This is a genomic window from Stappia sp. ABD4_338, assembly GCF_056312175.1.
Window position 1 is genome coordinate 1,696,188 of the sequence record NZ_CM149982.1, and the last position, 24,175, is coordinate 1,720,362.

The window sequence follows — 24,175 nt, forward strand, 5'->3', positions numbered from 1 at the left end:
TCATCCCCGTCTGCGTGAGCCTTCAGAGAATGCGGAACAGTCGATTCCAGCGCACGGTCCAGGGCCACTCCCAGACCATCCACGCCGAAGCCTGCTCGTCGACAGAGAAGAACAGCATCTCCGCGCGACCGACGAAATTCTCGAAAGGCACATACCCGACCGCCGAAAGCACGCGGCTGTCGGTCGAGTTGTCACGATTGTCGCCCATCATGAAATAGTGGCCGGGGGGAACCTTGTAGACGCCGGTGTTGTCCCAAGTGCCGCGCGGCGTGAGGTCCAGTGTTTCGTAGCTGACGCCGTTGGGAAGCGTTTCGCTGTAGCGTGGGACGCGGCGCACGGCGCCGAAGGAATCGGTGGTGATGAAATCGTCGATGCGCGTGCGCTCCACGGCCGTTCCGTTGATGTGCAGGACGCCGTCGATCATCTGGATCTCGTCGCCCGGCAGGCCGATCACCCGCTTGATGTAGTCGGTGGAGTTATCCGCCGGCAGCTTGAACACCGCGATGTCGCCACGCTCCGGCTCGCTGGCCCAGATCCGGCCTTCGAAGGGAACGATGCCGTAAGGAAACGAATAGCGCGAATAGCCGTAACTGTACTTGGAAACGAACAAGTAGTCGCCGATCAGCAACGTGTCCATCATCGACCCGGACGGGATGTTGAACGGCTGGAAGAGGAAGGTGCGCACAATCAGCGCCAGCAGCAACGCCTGAACGAGAACCTTGACGGTTTCGTAGACACCGCCTTCCTTGGCTTTCGACTTTTCGGACACGCTTTTCTGTTCCTTCGCGATGTCCCGACCGGTGCCGGGAGCGTTTTCCGCCATCTGTTCCGTCCGGGCGGGCACGCCCCAAGATCTCATGGTCAGGCGGAACGATCCGAAACACCTGAGGACGGAAGACCGGGACATCCGCGCCGGGGAGGGCAGCCGGAGTCACGTCTTGGCTTGTAGCCGCAAGGCCCCGCCGACGCAATGGCGCAGCGGCCACGGGCGCGGGATCAGTCGTCCGAGGGATCCGCGAAAACCGGTTCGGGCCAGTCGGATGGCCACGCGCTGATGACGACGAACGCCTGGGCGAGGGGATCGTCGTCCGTGATCGTCAGATCGATGCGTGGAATGAAGCCGATCGGAACGAGCGCGGACAGGCGACGTTCGGCGGAGCCCGTGAGATGCAGGGTCGGCTTGCCGGACGGCAGGTTGACGACCCCCATCTCACGCCAGTTCACACCCATGCGGATGCCCGTTCCAAGCGCCTTGGAACAGGCCTCCTTCGCTGCGAAACGCTTGGCGTAGGAGGCCGCGCGCAGCCGACGGCGGTCCGAACGTGCTCGCTCTTCCGCGGTGAAGACGCGATTGACGAACCGTTCGCCGAACCGCTCAAGCGTCTTTTCGATGCGGCGGATGTCGATGAGGTCGGATCCGATACCGATGATCATGAGTCAACGTGCCCCGGCGCGTGCCTCGTCCATCAGCCGGCGCATCTCCCGGATTGCCCCTTCAAGGCCGATGAAGATTGCCTCTCCGACGAGGAAGTGGCCGATGTTCAGCTCCACGAGCTCGGGAATTTCCGCGATCCGGGTAACTGTGTCGAAGGCGATTCCGTGGCCGGCATGGATCTCGAGCCCCATGGCTGATCCAAGGCGGGCGGCATCGCGCAACCGGTCGAGCTCGTGCGCCGCCTGCCTGGTCTCGCCATCGTTGACCAGGTCGCAATAACGTCCCGTGTGGAGCTCAACGACCGGTGCGCCGAGCCGCATGGCGGCCTCAAGCTGTGCTTCGTCGGGTTCGATGAAAAGAGAGACGCGCGCGCCGGCATCGCGAAGGCGCGCGATGATCGGCTGCAGGTGGTTGTACTGCCCCCGGGCGTTGAGACCGCCTTCGGTGGTGCGCTCCTCGCGCTTCTCCGGAACGATGCAGGCGGCATGAGGCCGTGTCCTGACCGCGATCTCCACCATTTCGGGGGTCGCGGCCATCTCGAAGTTGAGCGGCAGGGTGATTTCGCTCGAAAGGCGTTCGATGTCGGCGTCCAGAATATGACGCCGGTCCTCGCGCAGGTGAGCGGTGATCCCGTCGGCGCCGGCCTTTTCGGCGAGCTTCGCGGCTCGTACCGGATCGGGCAGCAGCCCGCCGCGCGCGTTGCGGACCGTGGCCACGTGGTCGATGTTGATGCCAAGCCGGAGGGCGGAGGTGGTCATGCTGTGTCGTTCCCGGACAGTCCGTCGGGCGTCCACGCAGGGCCGCCCGCTTCGGTCGAGACTATGGAGCGGTGAACCCTAGCTGTCGAGACCGGAGGTCTGCTCCTCGCGCCGGCGCAGGGCGATGCGGTGGCGCCGGGCGCGTTGGTAGCCACGCACGCTGTACAGCACGAGAAAATAGAAGAAGAGACCGGCTGCAAGACCAAGCGGCACCGAACCGATCAGCATAGGCTTGATCAGCGGCAGCAGCACATCGAGTGACTTCTCCAGCAGGCTGCCGTCGAGATGCCGGTTCATTTCTCCGGTGGAGAGCGTCTTTGCCTCGCCATAGGCGATCAGCGTGCCGACCTTGTAGGTGCTGGCCCAGATCAGCGGAAAGGTGAGGGGGTTGCCAACCGCGGTGCCGAGAGCGGCGGCAAGCATGTTGCCGCCAATGATGAAGGCAATGACGAAGCTCAGGATGAAGTGCAGGCCGATGAAGGGCGTGAAGGATGCAAATGCCCCGGCTGCGAAGCCAAGCGCGATGGCATGCGGACTGGCGGTCAGGCGCAGTACGCGCTTTGAGAAATAGCGGGCGGAGCGGGCAAAGCTGTGCCGCGGCCAGACGGCGACGCGCAGGCGTTCCAGGTGACTGGGTTTGGTGCGGCGTTTGAAAAGCATTGTGCCCGTGGTCTTGAGTGGAAGGCCGTGCCGGAAGGCGGCCCGGTTTCCGGAACAGTGTGGTTTGCCTAGGACGTGGCCCGACAAACGAGGCGGACACATCCCGAAGGGATGCGGAAACGATTCTGGCCGGCGGCGTCGAAGCCCCTGGACTGGGCCGGGCGACGCCCGTGGCACGGCTCCCAGCCTCTCCTTGCCGTTTTCACGCCGAACAGACCTCGCTTGTGGATCCGGGTTCTAGCCGATCACCCGCGTCACCCCCGAGACATTCGGTTTGGCCCGAAGCTGGTTCATGATGTGGGTGAGGTGTTTCAGATCCCATACCTCGAGATCAATGAGGATTTCGTGAAAATCCGCCGCGTGGCGCACCATCTTGAGATTGTCGATGTTGGCGTCCAGATCCGCGATGGCTCCCGCGATGGTGGCAAGCGAACCGGGCTCATTGAGGGCGGAGACGCTGATTTTCGCGGGAAAACGCACAAGCCGGTCGGCGGCCATGTCCCAGCGGACGTCCAGCCAGCGGTCGGTTTCATCCTCGAATGCCTGAAGGGCTGTCGACTGGATTGGATAGATCGTGACACCGACGTCTGGGGTCAGGATGCCGACGATCCGGTCGCCTGGAACCGCTCCGCCCTCGGGCGCGAAGGACACGGGCAGGTCGCCCGACAAACCGCGAATCGGCAGCGCCGGGCGGCCGCCAGCATCGTCTCCATCGGGAACACGGAACTTCATTCCGGATCCCGCTTCCAGGTCGAACCATCCGGGCTCGGATCCCACCGGCGGCGAGACGGCACGATCGTCGCGGTAGTCGGGATAGATCGCGGCAACGACTTCATGGGCGCGCATCCCGCCACGACCGACCGCGGCCAGAAGATCGCTCTGGTGGGCGAAGCCGAGCGGCTGCAGGGCAGCTCCGAGGGCCTCGTCGGTCAGTGTATGTCCGGCGCGCAGGAAGGCACGCTCGAGGATGTGACGGCCCAGGGCGCCATACTGCTGACGCGCGGACTCCTTGGTCGCGCGGCGAATCGCGGCGCGGGCCTTGCCGGTGATGGCAATCGTTTCCCAGGCGGGCGGCGGCGTCTGCGCCTGGCTGCGCACGATATCCACCTCGTCACCGTTTCTCAGTTGGGTGACGAGCGGCATGATCTGGCCGTTGATCTTCGCCCCGACGCAGGTGTTGCCGATATCGGTGTGGACCGCGTAGGCGAAGTCGATGGGGGTCGCGCCACGCGGAAGCGCGATCAGGCGCCCCTTGGGCGTGAAGCAGAAGACCTGGTCGTGGAAGAGCTCCAGCTTGGTGTTCTCGAGGAACTCTTCCGGCGTGTCGCCTTGCGACAGCAACTCGATGGTGCGCCGCAGCCATTCGTAGGCGCGGCTGTCATCGTTGTGCTTTGCGATGTTGCGTCCGCCGAACTCTCCATCCTTGTAGAGCGCATGTGCGGCGATGCCGTATTCCGCCACCCGGTCCATCGCGGTGGTGCGAACCTGCAGCTCGACGCGTTGCCGGCTGGGGCCGACGACCGTTGTATGAATGGAGCGGTAGTCGTTCTGCTTGGGGGTCGAGATGTAGTCCTTGAAGCGACCGGGCACCGAGGGCCAGGTGGTATGAACGACGCCCAGAACCCGATAGCAGGCTTCAACGGTACCGACGATGATGCGGAAGCCGTAGATATCGGAGAGCTGCTCGAAGGCGACCGACTTCTGCTGCATCTTTCGGAAGATCGAGTAGGGCCGCTTCTCGCGCCCCTTCACCAAGGCCGCGATGCCGCGCTCCTCGAGGCGGTCGACGAGATCGTGTTCAATGTCGCCGATCAGGCTCTTGTTCTTTTCCTCGAGCGCCGAGAGCCGGTCCACGATGGTGGAGTAGGCTTCCGGATAGAGCGTGCGGAACGAAATGTCCTCCAGTTCCTCGCGCAGATCGTGCATGCCCATGCGCCCGGCCAGCGGGGCATAGATCTCCATCGTCTCCTCGGCGATGCGACCCCGCTTGTGGTCGGGCATGTGATGAAGCGTGCGCATGTTGTGCAGGCGGTCGGCGAGCTTCACCAGAAGCACCCGGACATCGTCCGCGATGGCAAGCAACAGCTTTCTGAAGTTCTCGGCCTGCTTCGCGCGCTTGGAAACCAGGTCGAGCCGCTTGATCTTGGTCAGTCCGTCGACGAGCTTGCCGATCTCGGGACCGAACATGCGGTCGATCTCGTCGCGCGTCGCGCTGGTGTCCTCGATGGTGTCGTGGAGAAGTGCGACGGCGATCGTCGCGTCATCGAGCCGCAGATCGGTCAGGATCGCGGCGACCTCGAGAGGATGCGAGAAAAAGGGGTCTCCCGACGCGCGCGTCTGCGTGCCGTGCTTCTGCATGGCGTAGACATAGGCCTTGTTGAGCAGGGCCTCGTCGCAGTTGGGATTGTATCTCTGGACCCGTTCAACGAGTTCGTATTGCCGCATCATTGCGGTGCCGCCTTAATCCTCACGGTCGAAGCAAATGCCCTCCGACACGTTCGGCGGCGAAGCCGGCCGGCTGGCGATCCCGTGAAGTCGGGTTGCCGGGCCGGTCGGGCGCGCTGTTCGGATGCCGGATCGGGACGCTCAGATGTCGTCCTTGCGTTCCGGCGGGACAAGTCCCTCGAGCCCGCGCAGGAGGTCTTCCTCCGACATGCGGTCGAACTCGACGGCGGAATCGTCGACCGTGTTCACCTCGGTGCCGCCACGTGAAGACGCATTCGGCACCATGGGAACGGCCTCGGCCTCGGGCTCGTCCACTTCCACATACTTCTGCAGCGAGTGGATGAGGTCTTCCTTCAGGTCCTCGGGGCTGACGGTCTCCTCGGCGACTTCGCGCAGCGCGACCACCGGGTTCTTGTCATTGTCGCGGTCCACGGTCAGCGGGGACCCGTTGGAGATCATCCGCGCCCGATGGCTCGCAAGCAGCACCAGCTCGAAACGATTCTCGACCTTGTCGATGCAATCCTCGACGGTCACGCGTGCCATTGGCAGTCTCCATGTCCAAAATATCTCGGCAAGCCGCGATATGTACTGTGTCGCACCGCGGAAGGCAACCCTCGGGAAGCTTGCTGCGGCGCAAAACGGCTCGTTGCGTCCATGGTGTCACGTCACGGCAATCGGAGGTGCGCGAACAGACGCCCTGCGGTCGGTGTGAAAGATATTTTAGTGAAGTTATTAACGGTGCGTTTAGTCTGTTTTTAGTTCTCATGCCGTTGATCTTAGGGGAAATTTTGGAATCTCGCGGTTTCGGCTAATTTGACGTTTGAACATCGCGGTCAAGTTGTGTTGCCGAGCCTGTCTCGAATGGTGTAGGGAGCAAGAAACCGTAGAACCAGAAGGTGATACGGAAGAAGAAGTCAGGCAGCCTCAAAGGTAATCGCCTGTCGGGTACGCGAAACCGGACCGAAATCCGGACGGGCAGGTTCCTCCGCATGTGCCGAGGTCGGCCACGGCATTCTGGCCCTGGCCTGGAAAATGTCCGGCAGAACAGACTTTTGTCATGTTTTGCTGGTGTCTCTTCTCCCAAGGCATAGGAAACCTGCATTAAGATGGAAGGCATTCTACGTTATGTTTGATCCACGCGAGAAAGTGGCATTGTTCATCGACGGTGCGAACCTATATTCCACGGCTCGGTCGATTGGTTTCGATATCGATTACAAGATGCTTCTTCAGGAGTTCCAGAAGACTGGATACCTTCTGCGCGCATATTATTACACGGCGCTCATCGAGGATCAGGAATACTCCTCAATTCGCCCCCTGATCGACTGGCTTGATTACAACGGATACAAGGTTGTTACAAAGCCGGTGAAGGAATTCGTCGACTCCAGCGGTCGTCGCAAGATCAAGGGCAACATGGACATCGAGCTTGCCGTCGATGCCATGGAGATTGTCGAGTTCGTCGATCACATCGTGTTGTTCTCCGGTGATGGCGACTTCCGTTCGCTGGTCGAGGCGCTGCAGCGCAAGGGGCGCAAGGTCACGGTCGTTTCGACACTCCAGACCCAGCCGCCGATGATTGCCGATGACCTGCGTCGCCAGGCGGATCATTTCGTCGACCTCGCGACCCTGGCCAAGAAGGTGGGCCGTGACCCGTCCGAGCGCGCCGTTCGACCGGCGGCACCGACGCGCCGGCCCGATGCGGACGACGACGACGACTATTGATCGTGCAGGAACCTTCATTCGCTGCCCGTGACGGTGGCGCGCCGCGCGATCCCGATCGCAATTGCCCTGCCTGCCCGCGCCTCGTTGCCTTTCGCGAGGAGCACAGGCAGCGCTCGCCCGATTGGCACAATGCGCCGGTGGAGACCTTCTCGTCACCGGCGCCGCGCCTTCTCGTGGTGGGGCTTGCGCCAGGTCTGCGCGGTGCGAACCGCACGGGCCGCCCCTTCACGGGCGACTATGCGGGTGACCTTCTCTATGAGACCCTTATCGACTTCGGGTTTGCCTCGGGGCGGTACGAGGCGCGACCGGATGACGGGCTGACGCTTTGCGATGCCGCCGTGACCAATGCCGTGCGATGTGTCCCGCCGCAAAACAAGCCGACGGGGCCGGAGATCCGCACCTGCCTGCCGTATCTCACGGCAACGATCGAGAGCCAGGAAAACCTGAGAGTGCTTGTCGCGCTCGGGCGCATCGCCCATGACGCGACGCTTTCCGCGCTCGGTCTGCGACGTGCGGCCTATCCCTTCGGGCACGGGGCGCGGCATGAGGTCGGCAGCGGGCTTGTGCTCTTCGACAGCTATCACTGCTCGCGCTACAACACGAACACGCGCCGTCTGACGACCGAAATGTTCCGCGATGTATTTGCCGCCGTGCGGGCGGAGGTCGACGCGAGCCGCCCCTGAAGCGGCGGCGGCACTCTGAAGCTTTCGCGTCAGGAGAGCATGTCGTCGGCGCTTGTCCAGCCGGAAGGGCCAAGGTGGTCCTGCGGCTGGAAGCGGGCCTTGTAGTCCATCTTCGGAGAGCCGGCTACCCAGTATCCCAGATAGACATAGGGCAGGCCCCTTGCGCGGGCGCGTTCCACGTGATCGAGGATCAGGTGAGTGCCGAGACTGCGGGTCTCCGCATCGGGGTCAAAGAACGAATAGACCATCGACAGGCCGTCGCTCAGCACGTCGGTGAGGGCGATGGCCAAGAGCGGGCCTTCGCCGCGCCCATTCAGAAATGTATCGGGCCCGCGCTTACGATATTCCACCACCAGCGTATCGACGTGCGTGTCCTCGATCATCATCGCGTAGTCGAGCACGGTCATGTCCGACATGCCGCCGTGGGCATGGCGGGCATCGAGATATCGGCGAAACAGGTCGTATTGTTGCGAGGAGGGGGCCGGCTGCGTTTCCGTGCCGACCAGATCCCCGTTGCGCTTCCAGACACGGCGGAACGAGCGCGTCCAGTTGAAGTCGTCCACGCGGATGCGGATCGACACACAGGCCTGGCATGTTTCGCAGGCCGGCCGGTAGGCGATGTTCTGGCTGCGGCGAAACCCGCCCTGGGTCAGGACGTCGTTGAGCGTCCGTGCCCTGCTGCCGACAAGATGGGTGAAGACCTTGCGTTCCTGCTGGCCGGGCAGATAGGGGCAGGGCGAGGGCGCCGTCAGATAGAACTGGGGTGTGTCTGTCGGGTGGCGCGTCACCGGAAGAGCCTCCGCTCAGCGTTCAGAGCATCGTGAAACCATAGTATAGTGGCGCGATAAAAGTGAACGACAACCAAAGAAGCAGTGCAAGGGGTGTTCCGGCCAGAAGAAAGTCGGAAAACCGGTAATGACCGGGGCCCATGACGATCAGATTGGTCTGGTAGCCGATCGGGGTCGCGAAGGACGAATTGGCCGCGAATATCACACAGGTCACGAACGCCTCGACCGGTATCCCGGTCTGGTGGGCCATGTTGATGGCAATCGGCGTGAACAGGACCGCGGTCGCATTGTTCGACAGAAGATTCGTGAGCACCATCACCAGAAGATAGAGCGCCGAAAGAATGATGCCCGGTGGCTGGCTTTCGAGCTGGGTGACCAGCAGATCGGCAACCGCATGGGCGCCACCAGTCACCTCGAGGGCGGAAGCCGAGGCGATCGAGGCCCCGATCAGCATGAAAATGCGACTGTCCACGGCACGCATGGCCTGGCGCACATTGAGACAGCCGGTGAGGATCATGGCCATCGTTGCGGTGATCGAGGCGGTGACGATGGGAACCACGCCGGAGGCGCTGGCCGCGACCATCGCCAGGAAGATCAGAAGCGCGCGGGGGGCGAGCCGGCGCGGCGGTACCTCCGAGGCGGACCAGTCGAGCAACAGCACGTCGCGGTAGGTGCGCAGGCGTTTCACCTCGCTGGCGCTGCCGGCCACGAGAAGCACGTCCCCGGGCTCTAGGCGGATTTCGGTCATGGCCATGCGCGGCATTCGGGAGCGGCGCTGCAGCCCCATGACGACGCAACCGGTCTCCGAGTGGAACCCGCTTTGCGAAATGGTACGGCCCGAAAGGCGAGAGGCGGGAGCGACGACCACTTCGGCCAGCGTCAGTGAGCGCTGGGGCTGGGCGGCGGTTTCGCTTTCTGTGGTGTCGTCACCCTCTGCCGCCATGAGCGGGCGGCGTTGTGACAGGGCGGCGGTCAGTGCGGAACGTGTGGCGGCGACGATCAGTGTGTCGCCCGGCGAGAGCGTGACATTCTCGAACGGTGGCAGAATCGGTCGCTCGCCACGCTGGACGAGACGCACGGTCATGTCCTTGAGGGCGGGGAACAGTCCCGAGACGGATGTGACCCCTTCCAGCGGATGGCCGCTGTTGATCTGTATTTGCGCAATGAACTGCTTGCCCGAGGAGGACTTCAGTTCGTCGGCCATGGTTCGGCGCGGCTTGAGCAGATACGGCATCACGAAGAGCACGTAGACGCTGCCGATGCCGGCAAGTGTCAGGCCAAGTGGGGTGAAGGAGAAGAAGCCGAGCTCGATTCCGCCCGAACGTGCCGCGACGTCGGCGACCAGAAGGTTGGTCGATGAGCCGATCAGTGTCGTCATGCCGCCGAGAATGGCGATGAAGGAAAGCGGCATCAGAAGGCGGGCCGAGGAACGTCCCTGGGCGGCGGCGACGGCGGAAAGGATCGGCAGGAACATCACCACCACGGGCGTGTTGTTCAGGAAGCCGCTGATGATCGCAACTCCGACGAGAATCGGGATCGTTGCAAGATGGGGAAAACGGCGGGTCGCAGTGACGACGATCTTGGCCGGGGTCTCCAGCGCGTTTGTCTGGAACAGCGCCTGACCGACAATCAGCAGGCAGATGACCGTGACCAGTGCCGGATTGGCGAAACCTGCCAGAATCTCGGTCGGACCGAAGCTCGCGCCCGTTGCTGTCGCAACCGGGAAGACCGAAAAGACCACCAGCAGCGCCACCACGGCAGCGAGCGCGACAGCCTCGAGGGCGTAGCGTTCCAGCGCGTAGAGGCCGATTGTGACGACAATCACCACGAACGTGAGGATCATTGCGGGATCGGCTGGCATCATGCGGTCGGATCCACTCCTCGTCGTGACACTGCCGGTCGAGAGGCGGTCTCTCGCGGCATTCGACCCACATTTCTAGCGGCCGCGCGTCGCTTCGCCTAGCCGGAAAGAGAAAACCCCTGCACGCAGCGCGTGCAGGGGCGATTGGCAGGAGGTTTTTCCACTTCGCTCAGTCGCGAATGCGATTGATGACGATGGTCGAAAGAATGATGTCGTGAAGAAGCCGCTTGTCCGAATTGAGCAGGCTGACAATCAGCACCAGCGGCGTCAGCAGCGAAACGGAAAACCAGAAAAGAAGCGCATGGATCGCGGCGATGAGCATGTCCGGACGGCGGCCATCGGTCATGCGCATGGTCAGGCCCATGGCGCGCATTCCAGGGGTTGCGCTTGTCACGCCGCCAAGGGTGACGGCCACATAGACCAGCGCCACCGCGGGCCACAGGATGGGAAACAGCAGCCATCCCAGCCCCAGCGTGAAGATGCCGAGAAAGAAGACAAGCACGCACGACAACAGCGTCAGCGCACCGATCAGGAGGGCATCGACAAGGAATGCAAAGACGCGGTTGGTTCGCACGGAAGACAGGCGTGCGGGGCTCCAGGTATCGGTCACGTGTGCTGTCTCTGCATTGCTTTCATAGTGCGCCATTCGCGGCCCCCGGGGCATGTGTCATTGTCGCGAGCATGTTTCCGTCCGCTTTTCTCAAAATGGGGGTGCGGTCGAAGGATTTCAAATCGGTCGCTTCACAGGCGGGATTCGCCGAGATCGATGCGCTCGGTGCGGTGCCCGGCGTTTTCGAGGGCGTCGAGGATCGTGGCTGCGTGCTCGCCGTCATGGGTTTCCATCGTCACGTCGAGTGTTGTGCCCTTGGCCGGAACATTGAGAAACAGCCGGTGGTGGGACACTTCCATGATGTTGCCGCCCGCGCGTCCGACGATCGAGGCGATCTCGCCCAGAATGCCGGGCCGGTCGGCGGTGGTGATGCGTACGGAGACGAGCTGCCCGTCGCGTGCCAGGGCGCGCACCATGATCGACGACAGGAGCCTGGGGTCGATGTTGCCGCCGCACATGACCAGCCCGACCGTCTGTCCGGAAAAGGCGTCCGGATTGGCCAGGATGGCGGCCAGTCCCGCCGCGCCGGCTCCTTCTGCCATTGTCTTCTGGCGGGTCAGATAGGCATTCACCGCCCGCTCCAGGGCTGTTTCATCGACCAGCAGGATGTCGTCGACATGCTGGCGCACCAGCTCCAGTGTCAGTGTGCCGACGTTCTTGACGGCGATGCCTTCCGCCAGGGTTGCCCCGCCGCATCGGGCCTGTTCGCCGCGCAGCGCGGCGATCATGGAGGGATAGAGCTCCGACTCGACACCGACAATGCGGATGCCGGGCTTCAGCGCTCTTGCCGCGATCGCCATCCCGGAGATGAGACCGCCTCCGCCGACCGGGACGACGAGAGTGTCGAGGTCCGGCTGGTCGGCGAGCATTTCCAGCGCGATGGTGCCCTGTCCGGCGATGATCGCCGGATCGTCATAGGGGTGGACCCAGACGAGATCGTCGGCCTTCGCGATGCGTTCCGCCTCGGCCTGTGCGTCCGCAAGCATTTCGCCGGACACCACGACGCGCGCGCCATAACCGCGGGTCGCGGCCACCTTCACGATCGGTGTGGGCTCCGGCATGACGATGGTGGCCGGGATGCCGAGGCGCGCCGCGTGATAGGCAACCGCCTGCGCGTGGTTGCCGGCCGACATGGCGATGACGCCGCGTGCACGCTCGGCGTCCGACAGTGAGGCGAGCTTGACGAGTGCCCCGCGCTCCTTGAACGCGTTGGTGACCTGCAGGTTCTCGTATTTGACGAAGATCTCGGCGCCGGTGAGTTGGGAGAGCTTGGGCGCCGGCAGGCAGGGCGTACGCATGACGGCGCCCTCGATCAGGCGGGCGGCATCACGGATCGTCTCGATGGTGACCGGCATTGGAAGACCTCGGCAGGTGTCGGGCCTTCGTGTTCCCTCATGAGGACACCATTTGCAAGCTGAGGATGGTGGAGATCACCATGAGGCCGGCCAGAGCGAGCCGCAGGACCTGCAGAACTTTCAGGTTTCCGCTTGCTCCGCGCAGCCACGACCCCGCCAGCAGCCAGAGACCGTTCAGGATGCCGCCAAGCATCCAGAAGGTGATGGAGACCGTCAGAGCGTCCGTGAGATAGCGCTCGGGTGTGACGAACTGGGCGATGGCCGCGACCTGCATCGCATAGGCCTTCGGGCTGAGCGGATGAACGATCACGCCGCGCGGAAAGCCGGGAGCCCGGGAGGCCGCCGACGGATCGCCTGGCGGGCTGCGCACGACCACCCACGCCAGATAGACAATGTAGGCCATGCAGGCGTAGCGCAGCACCGCGAAGACCTGCGGTGCGCTTTCAAGCAGCGCATAGAGGCCCGCGACATTGAGCCAGAAGATGATCTGGAAGCCGGTCATGGTGCCCAGCAGGAAGGGCACCGCGGGGCGGGCGCCAAAGGTCAGCCCGCTTGCCATCAGCGCCATGTTCGCCGGGCCGGGCGAGCCGACCAGCGCGACGATAAAGGCAACGAGGAGCCCGTACTGGGCGAGTGGCATGAGATGGTCGGGAAACATCCCGCGTGCTCCGGAACAGGGTGTCAATCGACCGAAGAATTGTGCGAGACAATTTTTGATACAATGATACAATTGTACTCATGACAATATTCTCCGACTTCACGGACGCGAACTCCGCCGCGGCAACGGTCGATGCACGCGGTCTCGAGGCCTTCCTGCGGATGAGGATCTCGCAAGGCATGCTTCCCGCCGGGACAAGGCTGCCGCCGATTCGCGAGGCAGCCTGGGAGCTGCACTGCGCGCCTGGCACCGTGGCGCGCGCTTATCGGGGACTTGTGGTGGCCGGGCTCGCCCATGGCGAGGTGGGGCGCGGTACTTTCGTCGGAGCCGCTGTCGAGGGCGCCACTTTCCCGCCTCCTGCGGCACTTGCGGCGGAAAATGGCGGGGCGGGGCTGGTCGATCTCGCGCTGAATGCCTTCCGGATGGTGGATCCCGCGCCGCTTCTTTCGCCGGCACTCGCGGAAGCCGTGGCGAGGCTCGACGTGGGACAGGGATATATTCCCGCCGGAGGAGAGCGGAGTGACAGGGAGGCGGCCCTGGCGTTTCTGTCGCGCTGGCGGGACGATCTCGATATCGACGGAATCACGGTAACGGGAGGCACCCAGCCCGCGCTCTTCGCAACGCTTCTGGCCCTGCGCGATCAGGGAGCGCTTGCCTGCGAGGCTTTGACCTACCCAGGCGTTCTGTCCATCGCGCAGGCCGTGGGCACACGCGTCCACGCCGTGGCCATGGACGAAGAGGGCATGTGTTCCGAGGCGCTTGACCATCTGGCCAGGCGCGGAGGTATTGGCGCCGTCTTCGTGATGTCCGGACGTCAGAACCCGACCGGCCGCATCATGTCGGCAGAGCGGATCGTGGCACTGGCCGAAGTCGCCGCGCGTCACGGCCTCACGATCGTCGAGGATCAGGTTTACGGGTTCCTGTCACCGGAAGTGCCGGCGAGCTTTTCCCGCCTTCTGCCGGAACAGACCGTGCTTGTGTCAGGTCTCGCCAAATGCGTCTCGCCCGTTCTGCGTGTCGGCTATGCGGCTGCGCCGCCGTTGCTCAACCGGCGTATCAGGGGAATCGAGAGCGCCATGCTTTTGATGGTGTCCCCGGTGCTCACGCATGCTGCCCGGCTCGTCCTGAAGCATCCCGACTTCGAAAGGCGGCTCCACGCGCTGCGGTGCGAGGCCGACCGCCGTGCGGGACAGGCGGCGGCGATCCTGCCGGACGTGCGCGCGGCTGACATGACGGGCGGTATTGCCTGGATGCGGCTTGGAAACGGCTGGCGGGCGGAGGACTTTGCGCAGGAGGCGGAACGCCTTGGAGTGCGGGTCAGTCCTTCGCGGCATTTCGCGGTCGATACGCGGGCCGCACCGGAAGCGGTTCGTATCTGCCTGGCCGCGGAGCCCGACGAGGGAAGGCTTGGCGAGGCGCTGGCGCGTCTCGCCTCGCTTGCCGGGCAGGCCGGCGAGCGTCCACCCGTCGCACCCTGAGGGCAACGGGCGCGCATTATCCGGCTCAGCTCTTGCCGGTCAGCTTTCTCGCGACGTCGACGGCAAAATAGGTGAGGACACCATCCGCGCCGGCCCGCTTGAATGCCATGAGGCTTTCCAGCATCGCGCGTTCGCCGTCGAGCCAGCCGTTCTGCGCGGCGGCCTGGATCATCGCGTATTCGCCCGACACCTGGTAGGCGAACGTCGGGCGGACGAAAGTGTCCTTCACCCGGCGGATGATATCGAGATAGGGCAGGCCCGGCTTGATCATGACCATGTCCGCGCCCTCGGCGATGTCCAGTTCGACCTCGTGCAGGGCCTCGTCCGTGTTGGCCGGGTCCATCTGATAGGTGCGCTTGTCGCCGATCAGGGTCGCATTCGTGCCGACCGCGTCGCGGAACGGGCCGTAGAATGCGGAGGCGTATTTCGCCGCATAGGACATGATCTGAACGTCGTCGAAACCGTTGGCGTCAAGCGCCGCGCGAATGGCGCCGATGCGGCCGTCCATCATGTCGGAAGGCGCGATGATGTTGCTGCCGGCCTCGGCCTGGAGGAGGGACTGCTCCACGAGCTGGTTGACGGTCTCGTCGTTGAGGATCGTCTCGCCGTCCATGAGGCCGTCGTGACCATGGCTGGTGTAGGGATCCAGCGCGACGTCCGTGACGATGCCGAGGGGAAGGTCCGCGTCGCGGATTTCGCGACAGGCGCGGCAGACGAGATTCGCCGGGTTGAGCGCCTCTGAGCCTTCCGGATCGCGCCGGGCGGGATCGGTATTGGGGAAAAGCGCGATCGCGGGAATGCCTAGATCGGCAGCGATGCGTGCCTGATCGGCTATCCTGTCGACGGAGTGGCGAAACACGCCGGGCATGGAGGGCACGGGTTCCGTGACATTCTCGCCCTCGGTGACGAACAGCGGCCAGATCAGGTCGTCGACGGTCAGCGTGTTCTCGCGCACAAGGCGGCGCGACCAGTCGGTGCGACGGTTTCGGCGCATTCGCCGGCCACCGAGAATGGTTTCGATCTGGAAAGCGGACTCGCCGCCGGCCGGGCGCTTGGGCGCGGTCATGTGGAAACTCCCGTCTTGGGCTGGACGTCATGATGTGGGGCGCGACCATAGCACCGGCCGGGCTCCTGCCGAAAGCCGGACACTCGCCTGATTTGCCGACAGATTGACGCGGCAGCGGGGGACAGTTACCTCTCGGCTGCCGTCTGGAGGAAGCGACCCGCTCATGCGCGGCGCGGGAGCGGCCGGGCGCGACACGTTCGCGCGATGTGGGAGGATGGGCATGGATTTCACGCTCGGCGAGGACCAGCGCGCGTTTCAGGATGTCGCAAGGGCGTTTGCCCGCGACGAGATGGAGCCGAACGCGCGCGAGTGGGACGAGAAGTCCGTCTTTCCCGTGGAAACCCTCCGCAAGGCCGCCGAGCTGGGCTTCGGGGGCATATATGTCGGCGATGACGTCGGTGGTTCCGGGCTGACGCGGCTGGACGCGGCGGTGATATTCGAGGAGCTGGCCGGCGGCTGCACCTCCACAGCAGCCTATATTTCCATTCACAACATGGCCGCGTGGATGATCGACCGCTTCGGCAGCGCGGAACAGCGCAAGCGGTTCCTGCCCGCGCTCTGCACCATGGAGCACTTCGCGAGCTACTGCCTGACCGAACCCGGGTCCGGGTCCGATGCGGCGAGCCTGCGAACGCGCGCCGAACGGGACGGCGATCACTATGTGCTCAACGGCTCCAAGGCGTTCATCTCCGGCGGCGGCATGTCCGATGTCTATGTGGTCATGGTGCGCACCGGTGGCGACGGTCCCAAGGGCATTACCTGCCTCGTGGTCGAAAAGGACACGCCGGGCCTGTCGTTCGGCGCGCAGGAGGTGAAGCTCGGCTGGAAGAGCCAGCCCACCGCCCAGGTGAACTTTTCCGACTGCCGGGTTCCCGTCGCAAACAGGATCGGGGAGGAAGGGCAGGGGTTCTCCATCGCCATGGCCGGGCTCGACGGAGGCCGTCTCAATATCGGCGCCTGTTCCCTGGGTGCGGCGCGGGCGTGCCTTGAGCGTTCGATCGACTATCTGAAGGAACGTCGTCAGTTCGGACGTGCGCTCGCCGAATTTCAGGCGCTTCAGTTCCGTCTCGCGGACATGGCGACGGAACTGGAGGCGGCACGCCTTCTTCTGCACAAGGCGGCGATTCACGTCGATGCCAAGGCGCCGGACGCCACCCGGCTCGCGGCCATGGCCAAGCGCAAGGCCACGGATGCAGGCTTCGAGATCGTCAACGAGGCGTTGCAGCTCCACGGTGGTTATGGCTATCTGCGCGACTATCCGGTCGAGCGTTTCCTGAGGGATGTTCGGGTGCACCAGATCCTTGAGGGAACCAACGAGATCATGCGGGTCATCATCGCTCGCGATCTTCTCAAGGGTTGATTGTCCGGCGCCGCCGAGGGCGCTGTTGCTTGAAAGGGTAGGCGGGAATGAGGCGTGGGCTGATCGTCGGACTTGTGGGCTGGCTCGTTGCAACGCTTCTGTTTCGTCTGTTCGGTCCCTGGTTCGTCCCCGCGGAAGGCGGGGCTTATCTGGTGGCGCTTCTGGCGGGCGGATTTCTTGCCGGTGTCGTTGTGCTTCTCGCGGCGCGCTTTGTCTGCGAAGCGGGAAAGAGCGCGCGGTTCGCATTGGGCATTCTTGTCCCCGGACTTCTTGGCGATGCCGCCGCAACCATGGCCTTCCCGACCGTATTTCCCTCCCTGCCGCCTGAGCGTGCGGCGTTGTTCGCCGCAATGATGCTGTGGGGCTACGGCCTCATCGCGGCGGTGCTGGCGCTATGGGGCGACAGGGTCGTAAGGTCTTCAAACGAATGAGGTCTCGATGAGCGAAGCTGAAATCCTGGTCGAGCGGCATGGCCGCGCCGGCATTCTCACGCTTAACCGGCCGAAGGCGCTCAACGCGCTGACGCCGGGTATGGTTGCTTCCCTGCGCGCTGCGCTGGAAGACTGGCGTGACGACGAGGCCGTTACGCGCGTGATCCTGCGGGCGGCCGGAGACAAGGCCTTCTGCGCCGGCGGCGACATCCGGCAGGTTTACGAGCAGGGCAAGGCGGGCGATCCTAAACAGGCGGACTTCTTCGCCGACGAATACCGGCTCAACATCGCGATCAAGCGTTATCCCAAGCCGATTGTCTCCCTCATCGACGGTATCGTCATGGGTGGTGGCGTGGGTATCTCCGCGCACGGCAGCCACCGTGTCGGCTCCGAGCGCACGACATTCGCCATGCCGGAAACGGGCATCGGCTTCTTCCCCGACGTGGGAGGCAGTTACCTTCTGCCACGGATGCCCGACGAGACGGGCATGATGCTGGCGCTTTCCGCCGGACGCCTGAAACAGGCGGACGCGCTATGGACCGGCGTGCTGACCCATGCGGTCAACGCGGCCGATCTGGAAGCGCTGCAGGCGACCCTCTGCGAGGCCGATGACATCGACGCGGCACTTGCCGAAGCCGCCGGGCGGTGCGATCCCGGTCCGGCGCCGCTGGCGGCACGGGCCGCGCGCATCAGCGAGATCTTTTCCGCGACATCGGTCGCCGCGATCCTCGCCGGGCTCGAGGCGGAAGCCGCGACCGCCGGCGAAAACGGCGAGTGGGCCGGCAAGGTTCTCGGCGCGATTTCCTCTAAGTCCCCGACGAGCCTGGAGATTTCGTTCGAGCAGCTTCGTCGTGGCGGCGCGCTGGAGTTCGAGGACTGCATGACCATGGAGTTCCGGATTGTGAGCCGGATCCTCAAGGGGCATGACTTCTATGAGGGCGTGCGCGCGCTTATCGTCGACAAGGACAATCAGCCGGTCTGGCAACCGTCCCGACTTGCCGATGTGGCCCGCGATGACGTACTTGCCCACTTCGAGGCGCCCGAGGGTGGCGACCTCGAAATTCGCTGAAACGGGCGAGGGGCGTGAAAGGAAACGAGCCGATGCTCGCGGATCTGCGCGACTACTGGAACAACCGCCCGGCATGGTCGACCGTGCTGGTCTGGTACCTGAGGGCGATGGCCATCCTGCTCATCGGTGGCGGGCTCATTCATTGGGCGCGCATCGTGGGGCTGGTGCCCTGGCGCGGGGTCTGGTTCTGGGACATGCCGGTCGAGTGGCAAGCGGCGACGGTTTTCTTCGCCGTGCTCGACCTGGTGGCGGCGATCGGCCTCTGGCTTGCCGTCTCGTGGGGGGCGGTCATGTGGTTGCTGCGCGCGCTGACCCAGGTCGTGATGCATTCGGCCTTCTCCGACATCTACGGACGCAGGCCCTACGAGATAGCTTTCTATCTCTGCACGATCGCGATCTATCTGGTCGTGCTGTGGCTCGCCGACCGCGAGCAAAGACGTTAGCGACGCTCCCTTGCGTGCTCGGGGGCGCGCAAGGGAGCGGCAATGCCGAAAGGCCCGCGTGACGGGCCGCACAAGGGAGTGAGACGCATGGCTAGGATCGGATTCGTCGGACTGGGCAACATGGGCGGGCCGATGGCCGCCAATCTCGTCAAGGCCGGCCACGAGGTGAAGGGGCTCGACCTTTCCGAGGAGGCGCGCGCAAGGCTTGCGGAAGCCGGCGGCACGCCGGTGACGAGCATCGCTGAGATGGCCGCCGATGCGGAGGTCATCGTTACGATGCTTCCGGCCGGCGCTCATGTGCGCAAGGTATATGGCGACGAGGACGGCATCTTCGCCCATGCGAAGGCTGGAACGCTTCTGATCGACAGCTCCACGATCGACGTGGACAGCGCCCGCGCGGTCGCCGAGGGCGCCAGGGCCGCGGGCATGGCCATGGTGGATGCACCGGTTTCCGGCGGCGTGGGCGGCGCCACGGCCGGGACGCTCACGTTCATGGTGGGCGGTCCGGACGAGGCGTTCGAGGCGGCCAGGCCCTATCTCGACGTGATGGGCAAGACGATCGTTCATGCCGGCGGACCGGGCAACGGCCAGGCCGCCAAGATCTGCAACAACATGCTGCTCGGCATTTCCATGATCGGCGTGTGTGAGGCGTTCGTTCTGGCTGAGCGACTCGGTCTCGATCACCAGAAGCTCTACGACATTTCCTCCACAGCCTCGGGCCAGTGCTGGTCGCTGACGAGCTACTGCCCCGTTCCGGGACCGTTGCCGGCCTCGCCCGCCAACCGCGACTACCAGCCCGGTTTCGCGGCGGCGATGATGCTCAAGGACCTGAAGCTCGCCCAGGAGGCGGCCAGCACCTCCGGGGCGTCCACGCCGCTCGGGGCGGAGGCTGCCGCGCTTTACAACATGTTCTGCAATGCGGGCGAGGGCGGAACGGACTTCTCGGGCATCATTCGTTTCCTGCGCGGCGCGCAGGAGGGATAAGGCGGGAAACGCCGGATCAGGTGCCCGAAAGGGTTGCGCTTGCTACAGCCGGGTCCCGACGGGATCCGGCTGTCTTTTCAAGGTTCGGGCACCTTCTCATGGTAAATTCGAGGTAAATCGACCCATCCTGCAACGCATTTGCGCGTTAACCTGAGATTTAGTCTCCTTTTTAAGCGGATTTTAGAGGCCTCCGGCTACATTGCTCCTCAAGGTGACAAAAAACGCACCGCAAACAATACATGAGGCGCAAACAATGTTGACGGCAAATAAGGCGGCTGAAGCTGTTACGCAGGCCGAAGACGGAGACGACATCAAGCCGTTGTACCTGGAGGCACTGACGCTCGTCGAGCGTCTGCATCGCCGGTTGCTTGATGTCATCAAGGACGAGTTCGACCGTGAAGGTCGCAATGACGTGAACAGCGTGCAGGCACTGCTGCTGTTCAACATCGGCGACGCCGAGCTGACCGCTGGCGAGCTGCGCACGCGTGGCTACTATCTCGGGTCCAACGTGTCCTACAATCTGAAGAAGCTTGTGGACATGGGCTTCATCCATCACCGCCGCTCGCGTACCGACCGTCGTTCGGTCCGCGTCAGCCTGACGGACAAGGGCCTGGATGTGGCGCGCAAGGTGGCGGCCCTCTACGAGCGGCACATGCTGTCGGTCGAGCAGGTGGGCGAGATCGGCCCGGACGACTTCAAGGTCCTCAACCGCTCGCTGCGTCGCCTGGAGCGTTTCTGGACCGACCAGATCCTCTACCGGCTCTGATACGTCGCTTCCGCGAGAGTGGAACATGACGTGCTCACCAACGGGTCACCCCGATCGACGGGGTGGCCCGTTGTGCTTTTCCGGTGGCGTTCAATGGTGTGTTTCGATGCTGTTCGGCGCCGGATATGCGTGTGGGACATGAATGCGCCACATTGGAGTGCATATGGACATGGAGAAATTGACGCAGCGCCCCTGCGCCGCGTTGGCCCGTTTCCGGTGTTTCCGATTGCTGTCCGGGCGGGCCTGCAGCGCGCGTGATTGTTTGTTAAGGTCATCACGCTACGCCTGATGTCATTCTTCCGACTGGGCAATCCGGATGCGGGAACGCGTCCGGCACGGCGACGAGACTGGAGTGGACGTGGTGGGAACTGGACGAGGCCTGACCTTCGAAGCGCGCAAGGGCGCGCGCAGCCTTGCACGCAAGACCATGGTTTTTGCATCGGTGGTCGCGGGCGTTACCGTCGGCCAGGCCCCGTGGGGCACGGCATCCGCGCAGACCGCGCTGCAGGGAATCATCCAGCAGAACCAGCAGCGGGTCGAGTGGCGTGACCAGTTCGACACGACGACGATGCGCAGCCTTCAGTCGGTCGAATCCTCCTATCCGACCCTGTCGCCGGATACGGCCTCCTATGTGGAGACCGCGATCCAGCGATATACGGCAATCGTCCAGCAGGGCGGGTGGAACAGTGTGTCCAGCGGTCGCAAGGCCATGCGGCTCGGCGCGCGCGAAGACAACGTCGTGTCCCTGCGACGCAGGCTGATGGTTTCGGGCGACCTCGAGCAGACGGCCGGCCTGTCGAGCACCTTTGATTCCTATGTCGACGCCGCCGTGCGCCGTTTCCAGATCCGGCACGGACTGACGCCGGACGGCGTTGTGGGCAAGTCGACCATCGAGGCGCTGAACGTTCCGGCGCAGGTGCGCCTGTCCCAGCTCGAGACCAACCTGGTGCGCCTGCGTTCCATGTCGGGCTTTCTCGGCGACCGCTACGTGATGGTCAACATTCCCGCCGCCGAGATCGAGGCGGTGGAGAACGGGCGCGTGCGGTCGCGCCATACGGCCGTCGTGGGCAAGATCGACCGCCAGACGCCGATCCTGAATTCCTCGATCTACGAGCTGAATTTCAATCCCTACTGGACGGTGCCCGTTTCGATCATCCGCAAGGACCTCATCCCGAAGATGAAGCAGGACCCCGAGTATCTGCAGAAGAACCGGATCCGCATCTTCGACTGGAAGGGCAACGAGCTGTCCTGGCAGCAGATCGACTGGAACACGGACGAGGCGACCAAGTACCAGTTCCGGCAGGAGCCGGGCGAGATCAACTCGCTGGGATCGGTGCGCATCAACTTCCACAACAAACACCAGGTCTATCTGCACGACACGCCGTCCAAGTCGCTGTTCGGCTCCGACTATCGCTTCCATTCCTCGGGTTGCGTGCGCGTGCAGAACGTGCGCGAGCTGATCACTTGGCTTCTGGCCAGCACCACGCCGGACTGGAACCGGGCCCGTGTGGACCAGACGATCCGCTCCGGCGAGCGTGAGGACGTGAAGCTTCAGTCCAAGATCCCGATCTACATGACCTATATCACCGCCTGGGCGACCGCTGAGGGCGTGGTGCATTTCCGTGACGACATCTACGACCGCGACGGCTACGGCCTGACGGGGCCGGAGACGGGAGTCGCCTTGCAGTGACGGCGTCCGGCCCGCGTGGCGAGGTCTATTTCGAATTCCAGGCGCTCGGACGTCAGGTCAAGGTCACGGCAATCGACGCCAGCAGCGGCGTCGAGGTCGTGGTGATCGGGCCAGTGCAGGCAAGTCGCGCAGATCTCCAGCAGCTCGCCATGCGCAAGCTGCAGAGGAGGCTCGCCGGCGAATCCTGATCGGGGACGATTGCCGCCGGATGTCTGTTCCTTTTGCGTTCACGATGGGTTGAAGATCCGCCTCTCCGGGCCAAATGGCCGGGTGAGGGCGTTTTCGCGCGTCTGGATGCCGGCAATTTGCCTTGGTTCACCCTGGAGCCTGTGCTATTTGCGGAGCCCCTGCACCGGGTTACGGGGTGCGTCGAGGCAGCCATCCGCGGATGGTCCCGACCGGTGGCGGGAACGGGCAGTTGGACAGGCGATCGCTCGAACGGACGATCGTGCAACAGCGGACCGGACCTCAGGGGGCCGGACGTCGTCGTGACGGGCCCGGTAAGCGGCGCAGGCCGGTTTCTTTGACTTCAGGATGCGAGAGGGACCCGACGATGTCGATCACTGATACCACGCTCGACACGCCGATTTATCCGGATTTCTTTACCCGCGCGCTCAACGACGCCGATCCGGAGATCACCGACGCGATTTCGCGTGAACTGGGTCGCCAGCGAAACGAGATCGAGCTTATCGCCTCGGAAAACATCGTTTCGCGCGCCGTGCTCGAGGCACAGGGCACGATCCTCACCAACAAGTATGCCGAGGGCTATCCGGGCAAGCGCTACTACGGCGGCTGCGAGTATGTCGACGTCGTCGAGACGCTGGCCATCGAGCGCGCCAAGACGCTTTTCGGCGCGTCCTTCGCCAACGTGCAGCCGAACTCGGGCAGCCAGATGAACCAGGCCGTGTTCCTGGCGCTGCTGCAGCCGGGTGACACCTTCATGGGCCTCGACCTGAATTCGGGCGGTCACCTGACGCATGGTTCGCCGGTGAACATGTCGGGCAAATGGTTCAACGTGGTGTCCTACGGTGTGCGTGCCGACGACCACATGCTCGACATGGACGACATCGCCCGCAAGGCCGAGGAGCACAAGCCGAAGCTCATCATCGGCGGCGGTACGGCCTATTCGCGCACCTGGGACTGGAAGCGTCTTCGCGAGATCGCCGATTCCGTCGGGGCGTACCTGATGGTCGACATGGCGCATATCGCGGGCCTCGTGGCCGGCGGCGCGCATCCCTCGCCGATCCCCCATGCCCATGTGGTCACCACCACCACGCACAAGTCGCTTCGCGGCCCGCGCGGCGGCCTGATCCTGACCAACGACGAGGCAATCGCCAAGAAGGTGAACTCGGCGGTGTTCCCGGGTCTGCAGGGCGGTCCGCTGATGCACGTGATCGCGGCCAAGGCCGTCGCCTTCGGCGAGGCGCTGCGTCCCGAGTTCAAGACCTATGCCCAGTCGGTGGTCGCCAACGCCAAGGCGCTTGCCGAAAGCCTGAAGGCGCAGGGGCTCGACATCGTGTCCGGCGGCACGGACAACCACCTCATGCTGGTGGACCTGCGGCCGAAGAACGCCACCGGCAAGAAGGCCGAGGCGGCGCTCGGGCGGGCCAACATCACCTGCAACAAGAACGGCATTCCCTTTGACCCGGAGAAGCCGTTCGTCACGTCCGGCATTCGCCTCGGCACGCCGGCCGGCACCACGCGCGGCTTCGGCCAGGCGGAATTCCGCGAGATCGGCGAGCTCATTGGCGAGGTGCTCGACGGCCTGCGTTCGTCGAACAGCGAGGACGGCAATGCCGAGGTCGAGGCACGGGTGAAGCAGAAGGTCATCGCCCTGACCGACCGCTTCCCGATCTACCCGACGCTTTAGGAATACGGATGAAGGGCCGGTTCCTCCGGCCCTTTCCATGACATCG

Annotated in this window: 24 protein-coding genes; 12 read left to right on the top strand and 12 right to left on the bottom strand. The window is 64.0% G+C overall.

Annotation, left to right across the window (positions count from 1 at the left end; all coding sequences use genetic code 11):
• Positions 1 to 22: 22 nt before the first annotated feature.
• The 6 genes from lepB to rpoZ all read right to left on the bottom strand — a co-directional run bounded on the left by lepB (position 23) and on the right by rpoZ (position 5,841).
• Positions 23 to 823, bottom strand: coding sequence for a signal peptidase I (gene lepB / locus ACYX4S_RS07865; protein ID WP_293724647.1), 801 nt, complete (start codon positions 821 to 823; stop codon positions 23 to 25).
• A 173-nt stretch (positions 824 to 996) separates the two neighbouring features.
• Complete coding sequence (gene acpS, locus ACYX4S_RS07870) at positions 997 to 1,434, bottom strand: holo-ACP synthase (RefSeq protein WP_293724649.1); 438 nt, start codon at positions 1,432 to 1,434, stop codon at positions 997 to 999.
• A gap of 3 nt (positions 1,435 to 1,437) precedes the next feature.
• The gene (locus tag ACYX4S_RS07875) at positions 1,438 to 2,193 is read right to left on the bottom strand and encodes a pyridoxine 5'-phosphate synthase (protein WP_476362499.1); all 756 of its coding nucleotides are present in this window, start codon (positions 2,191 to 2,193) and stop codon (positions 1,438 to 1,440) included.
• Positions 2,194 to 2,271: 78 nt separating this feature from the next.
• A complete protein-coding gene (locus ACYX4S_RS07880; protein ID WP_293724653.1) occupies positions 2,272 to 2,853 on the bottom strand; it encodes a DUF2062 domain-containing protein in 582 nt (193 codons plus the stop codon).
• Between the two features lie 237 nt (positions 2,854 to 3,090).
• Positions 3,091 to 5,301 carry a RelA/SpoT family protein gene (locus ACYX4S_RS07885; protein WP_422068859.1) on the bottom strand — a complete coding sequence of 737 codons (2,211 nt, stop codon included), beginning with the start codon at positions 5,299 to 5,301 and terminating at the stop codon, positions 3,091 to 3,093.
• A 138-nt stretch (positions 5,302 to 5,439) separates the two neighbouring features.
• Positions 5,440 to 5,841 (bottom strand): DNA-directed RNA polymerase subunit omega, encoded by a 402-nt coding sequence (gene rpoZ, locus ACYX4S_RS07890; RefSeq protein WP_293724657.1) that lies wholly within the window; start codon positions 5,839 to 5,841, stop codon positions 5,440 to 5,442.
• Between the two features lie 582 nt (positions 5,842 to 6,423).
• Here rpoZ and ACYX4S_RS07895 point away from each other — a divergent pair.
• Both ACYX4S_RS07895 and ACYX4S_RS07900 read left to right on the top strand, forming a co-directional pair.
• Positions 6,424 to 7,017, top strand: a complete 594-nt coding sequence (locus ACYX4S_RS07895; RefSeq protein WP_293724658.1) for a LabA-like NYN domain-containing protein — start codon at positions 6,424 to 6,426, stop codon at positions 7,015 to 7,017.
• 2 nt (positions 7,018 to 7,019) lie between these two features.
• Complete coding sequence (locus ACYX4S_RS07900; RefSeq protein WP_476362500.1) at positions 7,020 to 7,700, top strand: uracil-DNA glycosylase; 681 nt, start codon at positions 7,020 to 7,022, stop codon at positions 7,698 to 7,700.
• Between the two features lie 29 nt (positions 7,701 to 7,729).
• Here ACYX4S_RS07900 and ACYX4S_RS07905 read toward each other — a convergent pair whose 3' ends face one another.
• The 5 genes from ACYX4S_RS07905 to ACYX4S_RS07925 all read right to left on the bottom strand — a co-directional run bounded on the left by ACYX4S_RS07905 (position 7,730) and on the right by ACYX4S_RS07925 (position 12,972).
• Positions 7,730 to 8,488, bottom strand: coding sequence for an arginyltransferase (locus ACYX4S_RS07905; protein ID WP_476362501.1), 759 nt, complete (start codon positions 8,486 to 8,488; stop codon positions 7,730 to 7,732).
• 22 nt (positions 8,489 to 8,510) lie between these two features.
• On the bottom strand, positions 8,511 to 10,352 hold the full coding sequence (locus ACYX4S_RS07910) for an SLC13 family permease (protein WP_476362502.1): 1,842 nt from the start codon (positions 10,350 to 10,352) through the stop codon (positions 8,511 to 8,513).
• Between the two features lie 166 nt (positions 10,353 to 10,518).
• Positions 10,519 to 10,959, bottom strand: a complete 441-nt coding sequence (locus ACYX4S_RS07915) for an RDD family protein (protein ID WP_476362503.1) — start codon at positions 10,957 to 10,959, stop codon at positions 10,519 to 10,521.
• A gap of 131 nt (positions 10,960 to 11,090) precedes the next feature.
• On the bottom strand, positions 11,091 to 12,314 hold the full coding sequence (locus ACYX4S_RS07920; protein ID WP_476362504.1) for a threonine ammonia-lyase: 1,224 nt from the start codon (positions 12,312 to 12,314) through the stop codon (positions 11,091 to 11,093).
• Between the two features lie 37 nt (positions 12,315 to 12,351).
• Positions 12,352 to 12,972: a LysE family translocator gene (locus ACYX4S_RS07925; protein WP_476362505.1), complete on the bottom strand. Its 621-nt coding sequence runs from the start codon at positions 12,970 to 12,972 to the stop codon at positions 12,352 to 12,354.
• An 80-nt stretch (positions 12,973 to 13,052) separates the two neighbouring features.
• Here ACYX4S_RS07925 and ACYX4S_RS07930 point away from each other — a divergent pair, with 80 nt between their 5' ends.
• Positions 13,053 to 14,450 carry an aminotransferase-like domain-containing protein gene (locus ACYX4S_RS07930; RefSeq protein WP_476362506.1) on the top strand — a complete coding sequence of 466 codons (1,398 nt, stop codon included), beginning with the start codon at positions 13,053 to 13,055 and terminating at the stop codon, positions 14,448 to 14,450.
• 25 nt (positions 14,451 to 14,475) lie between these two features.
• Here the strand turns inward: ACYX4S_RS07930 and hemB are convergent, their stop codons facing one another.
• On the bottom strand, positions 14,476 to 15,516 hold the full coding sequence (hemB, locus tag ACYX4S_RS07935) for a porphobilinogen synthase (protein WP_476362507.1): 1,041 nt from the start codon (positions 15,514 to 15,516) through the stop codon (positions 14,476 to 14,478).
• A 220-nt stretch (positions 15,517 to 15,736) separates the two neighbouring features.
• Here hemB and ACYX4S_RS07940 point away from each other — a divergent pair, with 220 nt between their 5' ends.
• The 9 genes from ACYX4S_RS07940 to glyA all read left to right on the top strand — a co-directional run bounded on the left by ACYX4S_RS07940 (position 15,737) and on the right by glyA (position 24,129).
• Positions 15,737 to 16,876: an isobutyryl-CoA dehydrogenase gene (locus ACYX4S_RS07940; protein ID WP_476362508.1), complete on the top strand. Its 1,140-nt coding sequence runs from the start codon at positions 15,737 to 15,739 to the stop codon at positions 16,874 to 16,876.
• Positions 16,877 to 16,923: 47 nt separating this feature from the next.
• Positions 16,924 to 17,307 carry a DUF5367 family protein gene (locus tag ACYX4S_RS07945; RefSeq protein WP_476362509.1) on the top strand — a complete coding sequence of 128 codons (384 nt, stop codon included), beginning with the start codon at positions 16,924 to 16,926 and terminating at the stop codon, positions 17,305 to 17,307.
• 7 nt (positions 17,308 to 17,314) lie between these two features.
• Positions 17,315 to 18,376: an enoyl-CoA hydratase/isomerase family protein gene (locus ACYX4S_RS07950; RefSeq protein WP_476362510.1), complete on the top strand. Its 1,062-nt coding sequence runs from the start codon at positions 17,315 to 17,317 to the stop codon at positions 18,374 to 18,376.
• A 32-nt stretch (positions 18,377 to 18,408) separates the two neighbouring features.
• A complete protein-coding gene (locus ACYX4S_RS07955) occupies positions 18,409 to 18,819 on the top strand; it encodes a DUF6163 family protein (protein WP_293724674.1) in 411 nt (136 codons plus the stop codon).
• An 87-nt stretch (positions 18,820 to 18,906) separates the two neighbouring features.
• Positions 18,907 to 19,803 (top strand): 3-hydroxyisobutyrate dehydrogenase, encoded by an 897-nt coding sequence (gene mmsB, locus ACYX4S_RS07960; protein ID WP_422068848.1) that lies wholly within the window; start codon positions 18,907 to 18,909, stop codon positions 19,801 to 19,803.
• Positions 19,804 to 20,056: 253 nt separating this feature from the next.
• Positions 20,057 to 20,569: a transcriptional regulator LdtR gene (gene ldtR, locus ACYX4S_RS07965; RefSeq protein WP_293724678.1), complete on the top strand. Its 513-nt coding sequence runs from the start codon at positions 20,057 to 20,059 to the stop codon at positions 20,567 to 20,569.
• 427 nt (positions 20,570 to 20,996) lie between these two features.
• Entirely contained in the window at positions 20,997 to 22,259 is a 1,263-nt protein-coding gene (locus tag ACYX4S_RS07970) for a L,D-transpeptidase family protein (RefSeq protein WP_476362836.1), read from the top strand.
• Entirely contained in the window at positions 22,256 to 22,447 is a 192-nt protein-coding gene (locus ACYX4S_RS07975; RefSeq protein ID WP_476362511.1) for a DUF6898 family protein, read from the top strand. The genes ACYX4S_RS07970 and ACYX4S_RS07975 overlap by 4 nt, the downstream gene beginning before the upstream one ends.
• 365 nt (positions 22,448 to 22,812) lie before the next feature.
• Complete coding sequence (glyA, locus tag ACYX4S_RS07980; RefSeq protein WP_293724682.1) at positions 22,813 to 24,129, top strand: serine hydroxymethyltransferase; 1,317 nt, start codon at positions 22,813 to 22,815, stop codon at positions 24,127 to 24,129.
• Positions 24,130 to 24,175 lie beyond the last annotated feature (46 nt).